The sequence below is a fragment of the Achromobacter mucicolens genome (genome assembly GCF_029866465.1).
GTDB classification, from domain to species: Bacteria; Pseudomonadota; Gammaproteobacteria; order Burkholderiales; family Burkholderiaceae_B; genus Achromobacter; species Achromobacter mucicolens.
Genome location: NZ_CP123364.1, coordinates 2,533,570 through 2,543,675 on the forward strand (window position 1 = coordinate 2,533,570; position 10,106 = coordinate 2,543,675).

At 67.6% G+C, this 10,106-nt stretch carries 7 protein-coding genes; 4 read left to right on the forward strand and 3 right to left on the reverse strand.

Annotation, left to right across the window (positions count from 1 at the left end):
- Positions 1-82: 82 nt before the first annotated feature.
- Positions 83-550 (reverse strand): winged helix-turn-helix transcriptional regulator, encoded by a 468-nt coding sequence (locus tag QEP15_RS11610; RefSeq protein WP_056317296.1) that lies wholly within the window; start codon positions 548-550, stop codon positions 83-85.
- A 135-nt stretch (positions 551-685) separates the two neighbouring features.
- On the opposite strand from QEP15_RS11610, the gene QEP15_RS11615 reads away from it, so the two are divergent.
- The 4 genes from QEP15_RS11615 to QEP15_RS11630 all read left to right on the forward strand — a co-directional run bounded on the left by QEP15_RS11615 (position 686) and on the right by QEP15_RS11630 (position 7,266).
- Complete coding sequence (locus tag QEP15_RS11615) at positions 686-1,987, forward strand: D-amino acid dehydrogenase (RefSeq protein WP_152384325.1); 1,302 nt, start codon at positions 686-688, stop codon at positions 1,985-1,987.
- Positions 1,988-2,117: 130 nt separating this feature from the next.
- On the forward strand, positions 2,118-3,263 hold the full coding sequence (locus QEP15_RS11620) for a metallophosphoesterase family protein (RefSeq protein ID WP_152384326.1): 1,146 nt from the start codon (positions 2,118-2,120) through the stop codon (positions 3,261-3,263).
- On the forward strand, positions 3,260-5,917 hold the full coding sequence (locus tag QEP15_RS11625) for an AAA family ATPase (protein ID WP_280148797.1): 2,658 nt from the start codon (positions 3,260-3,262) through the stop codon (positions 5,915-5,917). The genes QEP15_RS11620 and QEP15_RS11625 overlap by 4 nt, the downstream gene beginning before the upstream one ends.
- A gap of 461 nt (positions 5,918-6,378) precedes the next feature.
- Complete coding sequence (locus QEP15_RS11630) at positions 6,379-7,266, forward strand: DMT family transporter (protein ID WP_175155400.1); 888 nt, start codon at positions 6,379-6,381, stop codon at positions 7,264-7,266.
- Between the two features lie 27 nt (positions 7,267-7,293).
- Here QEP15_RS11630 and QEP15_RS11635 read toward each other — a convergent pair whose 3' ends face one another.
- Complete coding sequence (locus tag QEP15_RS11635; protein WP_152384329.1) at positions 7,294-8,262, reverse strand: hypothetical protein; 969 nt, start codon at positions 8,260-8,262, stop codon at positions 7,294-7,296.
- A gap of 413 nt (positions 8,263-8,675) precedes the next feature.
- Positions 8,676-9,662 carry a Bug family tripartite tricarboxylate transporter substrate binding protein gene (locus QEP15_RS11640; protein WP_056317310.1) on the reverse strand — a complete coding sequence of 329 codons (987 nt, stop codon included), beginning with the start codon at positions 9,660-9,662 and terminating at the stop codon, positions 8,676-8,678.
- Positions 9,663-10,106: the final 444 nt, after the last annotated feature.

Sequence of the window (10,106 nt, forward strand, 5' to 3'; positions counted from 1 at the left end):
CGCCAACGGTTTTTTCGGTAACAACCCCGCGGCCGCAGGTGGCCGGGGCAGGGCGCATCCCATCTTTTAGTGTGAACAGGCCCTAACGGTCCACCGGCAGAAAGAGCGTCTCCTTGATTTCCTCCATCACGATGTAGCTGTGCGATTCGGCGGAGGCGGGCAGGCGCTTGAGGATTTCGCCCAAAAGACGGCGGTACTCGTTCATTTCGGTCAGGCGGGCCTTGACCAGATAGTCGAAGTCCCCCGACACCAGGTGGCACTCCATGACTTCCGGGACGTACAGCAACTCTTTCTTGACCTTGTCGAAGACGTCGCCCGATTTGGCCGACAGCTTGATTTCCAGGAAGACGAGCAGGTTCTTGCCCAGCGCCGCCGGATTGACGCGCGCATGGTAACCCGTGATGACGCCCTCGCGCTCCATGCGCTTGACGCGGTCGGAGCAGGGGGTGGCCGACAGGCTGACGCGCTCTGCCAATTCGGTGACCGAAATCCGGCCTTCGCGCTGCAGGATATCGAGGATTTTGAGGTCGATTCGGTCGAGGTCGCGCATTTCACTTTTGCGGATCAAAAAAACGGGGTGGCCCGAGAAAAAGCACTGGTAAAGCAAAATCTTCAGTGTTTTTCACTGCCGAAGGGGTCATAGACTACCGAAATTCCCAGACAATACCAACTATCGGAAAGAATCATGCATGTGATCGTCCTTGGCAGCGGCGTCATCGGCACCACCACTGCCTATTACCTGGCCCGGCAGGGCGCCAAAGTGACCGTGCTGGACCGCCAGCCCGCGGCTGCGCAGGAAACCAGCTACGCCAATGCCGGACAGGTCTCGCCCGGCTATTCCACCCCGTGGGCGGCGCCCGGCATTCCGCTCAAGGCGATCAAATGGCTGTTTCAAAAGCACGCGCCCTTGGCGATCCGCCTGGACGGCAGCCTGTACCAGCTGAAATGGATGGCCGCCATGCTGGCCAACTGCTCGGCCGACCGTTATGCCGTCAACAAGGAACGCATGCTGCGCCTGTCCGAGTACAGCCGCGACTGCCTGCGCGAACTGCGCGCTTCCACCGGCATCCACTATGAAGAACGCGCCCGGGGCACGCTGCAGCTGTTTCGCACCGATGCCCAGATGGAGGCCGCGCGCCGCGACATCGCCGTGCTCGAAGAGGTGGGTGTCCCCTACGAACTCCTGGACCGTCACCGCCTCGTGACCGCCGAACCCGCGCTGGCCAATTCCGCCCACAAGCTTTCCGGCGGTCTGCGCCTGCCCAACGACGAAACCGGCGACTGCCAGCTCTTTACCCGCCGGCTGGCCGACATGGCGGCCGAACTGGGCGTGGATTTCCGCTTTGGCCAAAGCGTCACGGGGCTGAACACGGCCGGCGGCCAGATCACCGGCGTGCGCGTGGGCAACGAGGTCCTGACGGCCGACCGCTACGTGGCGGCCTTCGGCAGCTACACCCGCGGTTTCCTGGAACCCCTGGGACTGGACCTGCCGGTGTATCCGGTCAAGGGCTATTCGCTGACCATCCCCATGAAGGACGAGGCCGCCGCGCCGGTGTCCACCGTTCTGGACGAAACCTACAAGGTCGCCGTCACGCGCTTTGACCAGCGGATCCGCGTGGGCGGCATGGCGGAACTGTCGGGCTTTGACCTGCGCCTGAAGGACGCCCGCCGCAAGACGCTGGAACTGGTCGTCAACGACCTGTTCCCGGGTAGCGGTCACGTCGCCCAGGCCGAATTCTGGACGGGCCTGCGTCCCATGACGCCGGACAGCACGCCGGTTGTCGGCGCCACGCGCTACGGCAACCTCTATCTGAACACGGGCCACGGCACCCTGGGTTGGACCATGGCTTGCGGTTCCGGCAAGCTGGTCGCCGACCTCGTCATGGGCCAGCGTCCCGCGATCAGCACCGACGGGCTTGGCCTGTCGCGCTACGACCGGCGCGCCGCTTCCCGTCAGGAACTGGTGCTGAACGGCAAGGGCGCCTGATCCGTCCACCGCGCCGCTGCCGGCGCACCCCCCGACGGGCCGCTTCGATGCGGCCCGCGTCTTTTTGTGTGTGCTGAATTGAGCACGGCGAGGGCCCGGAAGGCCCGCCGCTTTATGCCAAAATCGCCGCATGACCCATTTCCTTCACACTGCCGACTGGCAGATCGGCCGTCAGTACGGCCAGTTTGAAACCGACGATGCCGCCATGCTGGCCGAGGCCCGCTTCGAGGCCGTGGCCCGCATCGCCACCCTGGCCGCCGAGCGCCGCGTGGACGCCGTGCTGGTCGCCGGAGACGTCTTCGACACGCAAGCCGTTTCGGATCGCACCATCCGCCGGCTTTTTGCCGCCATGTCCGCCTACACCGGGCCCTGGGTCATGATCGCCGGCAACCACGATGCCGCGCTGGCCGACAGCGTCTGGAGCCGCGCCATGCAGCTGGGCTGCATTCCCGCCCACGTGCATGTCCCGCTTGTCACCGGCGTGGTGGATCTGCCGCAGGCCAACCTCGCCGTGCTTGCGGCCCCGCTCACGCAGCGCCATACCTACGACGACGTCACGCAGGCCTTCGACACGCTGGAAACGCCAGCCGGGCGCATCCGCGTGGGCCTGGCGCACGGCAGCGTTGCCGGCCGCCTGCCCGACACGATCGACGCCACCAACCCCATCGCGCCCGATCGCGCGGACCGCGCCAGTCTGGATTACCTGGCGCTGGGCGATTGGCACGGCTGCCTGTCCATCGACGCCCGCACCTGGTATGCCGGCACGCCCGAACAGGACCGCTTCCGGGGCAACGAGCCTGGCTACGTGCTTGACGTGCAGATCGGCGCGCCCGGCATGGCGCCCGTGGTTGAACGCATCGCGACGGGCCGGTATCGCTGGTCAGCCTGGACAGAGACGCTCAGCCTATCGTCAGACGCGCAGGCGCTGGCCGAGCGCATGGCAGCGCTGCGCGCCGATGATGTGTTGCGCCTGGATGTGCAGGGCCACGTCAACCTTGAAACCTGGGATGCGCTGCAAAAGGCGGTGGGAGAAGCCGCCGCGCAGGTACGGGCCTTACTGCCGGATCTGTCGGGCGTGCGGCTCGAACCCGACGAGGCCGACCTGGCGCAATTGCGCGCCAGCGGCTATGTGGGCGAGGTCGCCGCGCAACTGCAGGCGCTGCAGGCAACGCAGGCAACGCATGCCGAAGACGACCAGTCCGCCGTGGCCAGCGAGGCTTTGCGCCTGCTGCTGCGCTTCCAGCGTGAAACCGCTGCGCCGGGAGCCGCCAAATGAAGATCTCCCGCATCGCCCTCGAAGAATTCCGCAAGTTCCGCCAGCCGTTGTCGCTGGACAATCTGCAAGACGGCCTGAACCTCTTTGTCGGTCCCAACGAGGCCGGCAAGAGCACGATTGCCGCCGCCATCCGTGCCGCGTTCCTTGAACGCTACAGCACCAGCAAGGTCGCCGACCTGGCGCCGCACGGCGAGTCGGGCGCGCGCCCCAGCGTGGAGCTGGCCTTCACGCACGCGGATCACTCGTACGTCCTGAAAAAGCAGTTCCTGTCCAAGGCCCGCTGCGAACTCGTCGTCGACGACGGCGCGCAGCGGCTGGACGGCGAAGAGGCCGAAAACGCGCTGGCGGTCTTGCTGGGCTTTGAGCTCCCCGGACGCGGCCAAAGCAAACCCGACCTGGCCGGCGTACCGGGCCTGCTCTGGATACGCCAGGGCGACGGCCAGAACCTGCACGAAGCCGCGGGCTACGCCGGCTCGCATCTGCGCGATGCCTTGACGCAGCTCTCCGGCGAGCTGGCGTCCAGCGACGGCGATCGCCTGTTCGACCGCGTCTCGGCTGAGCGCGCCGCGTTGCTGGACGCGCGCAACGGCCGGCCCAAGGGCAGCTACAAGGAAGCCGAAGACGCGCTTGCCCGCGCCATGTCCGAGCGCGACGCGTGCGCGCAGGCCATGGCGCAACTGAACGCCGACGTCGACCGCCTGGCCGAGTTGCGGCGGGATCATGAACGCGCGCAGGCCGAGCAGCCCTGGAAGGATTTCGAGACCAAGGCCGTGCAGGCCCGCGCGCGGCTGGCCGCGCTGGCCAAGGAACGTGAAGCCTTCGACGGGCTGCAACGCGAGCAGGCGCAGGCAGCACAGACACTTGCGCTGCTGCAGGATCAGGTCCGGCGCGATCAGCAGGACGAAGCCGACTACCAGTTGCTGCTGCGCGATGCGCGCGCCGCGCACGCGCATGTGCAGGCAATGCAGGAGCCGCTGGTGCGCGCCCAGCAGCAGCGGCAGTCGCATGCGGCCGCCCTCGAGGCCGCGCGCCGTCGCGTGGCGCAGCTTCAGGCGCAAGCCGACCGCCGGGATCTGGACCGCCAGCTGGCGCAGCTCACGCCCGAGATCGAACGCCTGGACACCGCCCTGATCGCGGTCACCCACCTCATCGAACAAGGATCCGCGCTCAAGACCGAGGCCGTGCGCCTGGAGATCTCCGACGCCGAAATCGAAGCCCTGCGCAAGGCCAGCCGCGAACTGGGCAATCTGCAATTGCAGCAACAGGCCGTGGCCACCCGCCTGCGCTACCGACTCGATGCCGGCGCGCAAGCCTTGCTCGATGGCAAGGCGGTCAGCGGCTCGGGAGAGGTCCTGCTGACGGCCGCGGCTGAACTCGACCTGCCCGGCGTGGGCCGCCTGCAGATCGAACCCGGCGGGCAGGATCTGCCGGCCCTGCAGCGCGACCTGGCGCGCGCGGAGTCGGCATGTGCCGCGTTGCTCAAGCGGGCGGGCGTCGACACCCTGACTGACGCCGAGCAACGCCACGCCCGCTACACCGCGTTGCAGCGCGAGCTGGACGGCATGCGCAAAACCCTGGGCATTCATGCGCCGCGCGGCGTGGATGCGCTGCGCACGCAGCGCGACGAAGCGCGGGCGCGTCTTGCCCAGTTGCAGGAAAGGCTGTCCAAACTGCCCCCCGCGCAGGACCTGAGCGACGATGTGCCCGGTGATGTCGCGGACGCAGACGACGACGGCCTGCCGGACGCCATCCAGGCCCTGCGCGAAGCCGAAGCGGTGGCCGCCCAGGCACAAAAGGCGGTTGCCGATGCGCAGCGCGCGCTGGACGCCGACACGGCCCGCGCCCAGTTGCTGGAAGGGCAGGCGGCAGCCCGGGGCGCCGAATTGCAGTCCGCTGAACGCGTGGCCCAACGGCAGGCGCGCGCCGGCCGGCTCGCTGAAGTGCGCAGCGCCCACGACCAGCTCGACGCCCGTGTGCGCGAGGCCCGGGCCGCGCTGGCCGAACACCGGCCCGAACTGGCCGAGCAGGACGTGCAGCGGTTCGAGAAATCCGCCGCCATCGAACGCGATGCGCAGCACAAGCGCCACGGCGACATCCTGCAGCTGCAGGGCAAGCTGGATCAGGCCGGGGCGCAGGGGCTGGGCGAACGCCTGTCCGAAATGCAGGCGGCCTGCGAACGCCTGCAACGGCGCCGCGACGAGTTCGCGCGGCGCGCCGCCGCGCTGGACCTGCTGCAAAAGCTGCTGGCCGACAAACGCGCAGCGGCCACGCAGCGCCTGCAGGCGCCGCTCGCCCGGCGGCTCAACCACTATCTGGCGCTGCTCTTTCCCGATGCCGCGCTGCGACTGGACGATGCGCTGCTGCCCACGGCGCTGCGCCGCGGCGACGGCGAGGATCTGCTGGAGGCGCTCAGCTTCGGCACGCGCGAGCAACTTGGCATCCTGGCGCGCTTTGCCTACGCGGATCTGCTGCGCGAGGCCGGCCGGCCCACGCTGCTGCTGCTGGACGATGCGCTGGTGCACACCGATGACGCGCGTCGCGACTTCATGAAACGGGCGCTCTTTGACGCCGCCACGCGGCACCAGATCCTCATGTTCACCTGCCACGGCGAGGCATGGCGGGACATGGGCGTGGAGCAGCGCCGGATCGGATAGCGGCGGGGCGCGTTGGCGTTGATTCCGACGCCAACGCCAACGCCAACGCTTGACGCTTGACGCTTGACGCTTCGGCCCGCGGCCGGTAGTCTGCCCCGATGCCAGATCACACGCCTCTCGCCATGCTTGCCCGCGCCGTCCGCGCCGGTCTTGCCTGCGCGCGCGTGCCGGCTTTCTTCTCTGCCGGTTCTCCGCCGACGGTCTCTCCTGTCAAGAACGCGGCGCCGCCGCCCGCCTCGCCGCCCAGCGGTGTGGTGTCGGGCGTGTGCCCGCCAGGGTTGGCTTTGCGCCGTCCCGTGTCGGCCGTCGTCGGCTGACCTGCCGCTTTCCCTTCTCCCGCCTGACCCCTCGCGCCGCGCCGCAAGCCGCATGACGTCTGCCGTCTGAGCAGCGCGCGCCCGAGAGCGCGCGTCATCGCGCGCCGGGCTGGAGTCTGTTGCCATTCAGACAGGTGATTTCTCATGTCCATCAACCGAAGCGCGTGGACTGCCCGCGCGTCCACCACCTTGTTCGTGCTGCTGTGGAGCGGCGGCGCGATCTTCGCAAAATGGGGGCTGTCGCACGCCTCCGCCTTTGGATTTCTGTTGTGCCGCTTCCTGCTTGCGTTGGCGGCGCTGCTCCTGATCTGCGCACCCCGCCGGCGATGGCTGCCCCTGCCCGGCACGCGCATTCAGGTGGCCGCGACGGGCGCGCTGCTGATCGGCAGTTACTCCATCTGCTATCTGCTCGCGCTGGATCATGGCGTGACGCCGGGCGTGCTGGCCACGTTGCTTGGCGCGCAACCCATCCTGACGCTGGCGCTGACCGAGCGCCGCTATGCCCCGGCGCGTCTGGCAGGGCTTTGCCTGGCGCTGGCCGGGCTGGTGCTGGTGGTGTATCAAAGCATCGCGCTGACCCGCTTGTCCGTGGCTGGCATCGCCTACGCCTGCGCCGCGCTGGCCAGCATGACAGGCGGGGCCTTGCTGCAAAAGCGCGTCCGGCAGGCGCCAATGGCGGTGATGCCATTGCAGTACGCGGTCAGCCTTGTGCTGTGCCTGCTGTTTGCGCCATTCCAGCCGCTGCATGCCGACTGGAGCGTCGGCTTTATCGTGCCGCTGATCTGGATGGGCCTTGTGATCTCGGTGGGCGCCACGCTGCTTTTTTACCGCATGATCCAGGCGGGCAATCTCGTCAACGTCACCAGCCTGTTCTACCTGGTGCCGGTGGGCACGGCCGCGCTGGACTACGTGATCCTGGGCAATCGCCTGCCGGCGCTCAGCCTGGCGGGCATGGCCGCGATCCTGACGGGGCTGATGCTCGTCCTGCGCCATCCGGCGTCGGGGAACGATCAGGGGCAGCAGCAGCGATAGCGCCCTCGGCAGACGCTGGCACGGCTTTCAGGCGCGCGGGCCGCCGCCCGGGACCGTGCCGTTCGCCGCGCCGACGTCCATCCAGCCGCTCCACGGCGCTGTGGCGTCCGTCGCGGGCGCGTCAAGCGCGCCGTCCGGCCCCGCCCAATGACCGCTCACGAGCTGAGCAGGCCGCGTCTGCGCCACGACCCGCGCGCACAGGTCCCACGCGTCCAGCCGCACGCTGAGGCCGGCATAGACGCCGTGTCCCGGGCCGGCCGCGATGATGCCCGCCGCGTGCACGCCTTCGCCCGCCCGGATGGCGCCTTCCGCGCGGATGTCCTCGCCGGCGATCATGCCCCACCCGCAGGCAAGGTGATCGCCGCACTGGATTGATCCGCCTGCCTGTATTCCGCAGGCGGCATGGATTTCCTGTTCCGCGCGGACGCTGCCGCCCGCCTTGATGCCTTGCCCGCATTTGATGGCGCCTTGCGCGCTGATGTCCTGGCCGGCATGCAGGTGGCCGGTCACGGCCAGATCCTGGCCCGCGCAGATGTCCCACTTGGCACGCACGTTGCCGCCGCAGTCCAGGCGGGTGGCCGTCTCGATGCCCCAGTCGGCCGCCACGTCGCCGCCCGCCCGCAGGTTGCCGGCGCTGGCGATGTTGCCGCCGGCCGTGATGTTCTCGCCCGCGACGATCGATTCGCCCGCCCGGATCCCCCCGCCCGTGACAATGCTGCGTCCGGCGCGCACCACCGTGTCCACGTTGATGCCCATTCGCACTTCCAGCGTCCCCGCGAACACGATGGCGTTCGCGTCCAGCGTGTCCAGACGCAGCACGGCGTCGGTCGGACCGAACTGATCCAGCAGCCAGCAGGCATCGCCGACGCGGCCGTCGGCGACGAGCGCGTCGAGCACGGCCTGGTAGTCCCCCTGGCCGTTGTGGTCGCGAAGGAACCATTTGTAGCCGCCCGCGCAGGGGTTCTTGGCTTTGACGAATTTCTTGGTGAGTTGCATGGCGCTGAATCGAAGACAGTGCGTGGCCGCCGCGCCAGCTTTCGTGAAGGCGTGCGCAGGCGAAATGGGGACGGGCGCCTGCCACGCGGCAGTGCGCCCGCCGGCCGGTTTCAGGCTGCGGCGCGCGGGGATGTGCGCAGGCAGCCGGCAACGGGCCGGAGCAAGGAAATCAGAAAGGGGAAAGGCGGGCGATTAGCCGGGCTTGGACCGCGCGTAAGCGGAACGCGCGGCGACCTCCTGCGAACTCAACAGCGTTGAGCGCAGGGCGCAGAGGGCGCAGGTGACGCAGGGAAGGGAGGATATGTCGGATTGCACGGGGCAGATGCTACCACCCGGGCAATTGCCGTCAAGCGGCGCAGGAGGCGAAAAAGGGCGCCAACCAGCGTTGGCGCCCTTCATGTCGAACTGGGGTATCAGTTCGTCAGGACGATGTTGCGGTCCTTGGCGATGCGCTGGCGCAGTTCAAGTTCGCGCTTGATCTGCGCGGCGTATTCGGCCGGCGTGTTGCCGTCCACCAGCGAGCCGCCGTCGGCCAGGCGCTGGGCGATCTTCGGATCCTTCAGCGCCTTGACCGCCGCGGCGTGGACGCGGTCGATCACCGCTTGCGGCGTGCCGGCGGGCGCCACCAGGCCGTACCACGCCATGTTGTCCATGTCGGGCAGGCCGCCTTCGGCGAACGTCGGCACGTCGGGCAGGGCGGGCAGGCGCTTGGGCGCCGCCACGGCCAGCGCGCGCAGCTTGCCCGCCTGAATGTGCGGCATCGAGGAGGGCAGGTTGTCGAACTGCACATTGACCTGGCCGGCGATGACGTCGTTCAGCGCCGGGCCCGATCCGCGGTAAGGCACGTGGACCATGTCGGTCTTGGTCAGCGACTTGAAGAGTTCGCCGTCCAGGTGGCTGATGCCGCCCGCGCCCGACGAGGCATAGCTGTACTTGCCGGGGTTGTTCTTCAGAAGGGTGATGAATTCAGCCAGCGTCTTGGCGGGCACGCTGGGGTTGACCGTCATGACGTTGGGCACGTTCACCATATTGGTGATCGGCGCAAAGTCCTTGAGCGGGTTGTACGGGTTCTTGGGATTGGTGGCCGGATTGGTGGCCATGGTGCTCACCGTGGCCACGCCCAGCGTGTAGCCGTCGGGCGCGGCGCGCACCACGGCGTCGGCGCCGATGGAGCCGCCGCCGCCGCCCCGGTTTTCAACGACCACGGGCTGGCCGAGCTCACGGCCCAGGCCTTCAGCCACCACGCGGGCCACGATATCGGTGGTGCCGCCCGCTGCGAACGGAACGATCAGCCGGATGGGTTTATTGGGGTAGGGATCGGCGGCCTGAGCGGCGGAGGTCAAGCAGACGCCAGCGATGGCAAGGGCCAGGGCGGCTTTGGCATGTGACAACACGTTCAAGAGTCTTCTCCATATTGTTGTTCCGAGCCGGCCGGCTTCTTGGACCGGCTTCGGTGAAGCGCGCATTGCCGGGGGTGCCGGCAAGCCAACGCCTCGTGGCCGCAATTCCACACAGGTATGTCCCCACGGTCAACTTGGGATTGTCCCTGTCATGATGAAAGGCAAAAATTTTCAGACGCTTTCCATTTCCGCGAAGATGGCGGAAGTTAAAGGAAAAAGTGTGTCTGACAGCCAGTTGAACGCCTTTCGATACGCTTTCAGTGCGCAAACGCTGCGCAGTCATCATGCTGTCATTAGCTGATTACTCACATAAATCTCTGCATAACTTACAAGAATCTGATATTTTTCGGCTGAGATTCTTGCCCGGTCTTGCAAGAAAGCTATTGCGTTTGTTTCTGTCTGCGCCGTTCAATTGGCGTTGGTTGATGTCCCCACGGGGCAACG

What these genes read in the sequence shown, in the direction of transcription:
- QEP15_RS11625 (WP_280148797.1), top strand. Translation starts at nt 3,260, where the DNA reads ATGAAGATCTCCCGCATCGCCCTCGAAGAATTCCGCAAGTTCCGCCAG.
- QEP15_RS11610 (WP_056317296.1), bottom strand. Translation starts at nt 550, where the DNA reads ATGCGCGACCTCGACCGAATCGACCTCAAAATCCTCGATATCCTGCAG.
- QEP15_RS11635 (WP_152384329.1), bottom strand. Translation starts at nt 8,262, where the DNA reads ATGCAACTCACCAAGAAATTCGTCAAAGCCAAGAACCCCTGCGCGGGC.
- QEP15_RS11630 (WP_175155400.1), top strand. Translation starts at nt 6,379, where the DNA reads ATGTCCATCAACCGAAGCGCGTGGACTGCCCGCGCGTCCACCACCTTG.
- QEP15_RS11615 (WP_152384325.1), top strand. Translation starts at nt 686, where the DNA reads ATGCATGTGATCGTCCTTGGCAGCGGCGTCATCGGCACCACCACTGCC.
- QEP15_RS11620 (WP_152384326.1), top strand. Translation starts at nt 2,118, where the DNA reads ATGACCCATTTCCTTCACACTGCCGACTGGCAGATCGGCCGTCAGTAC.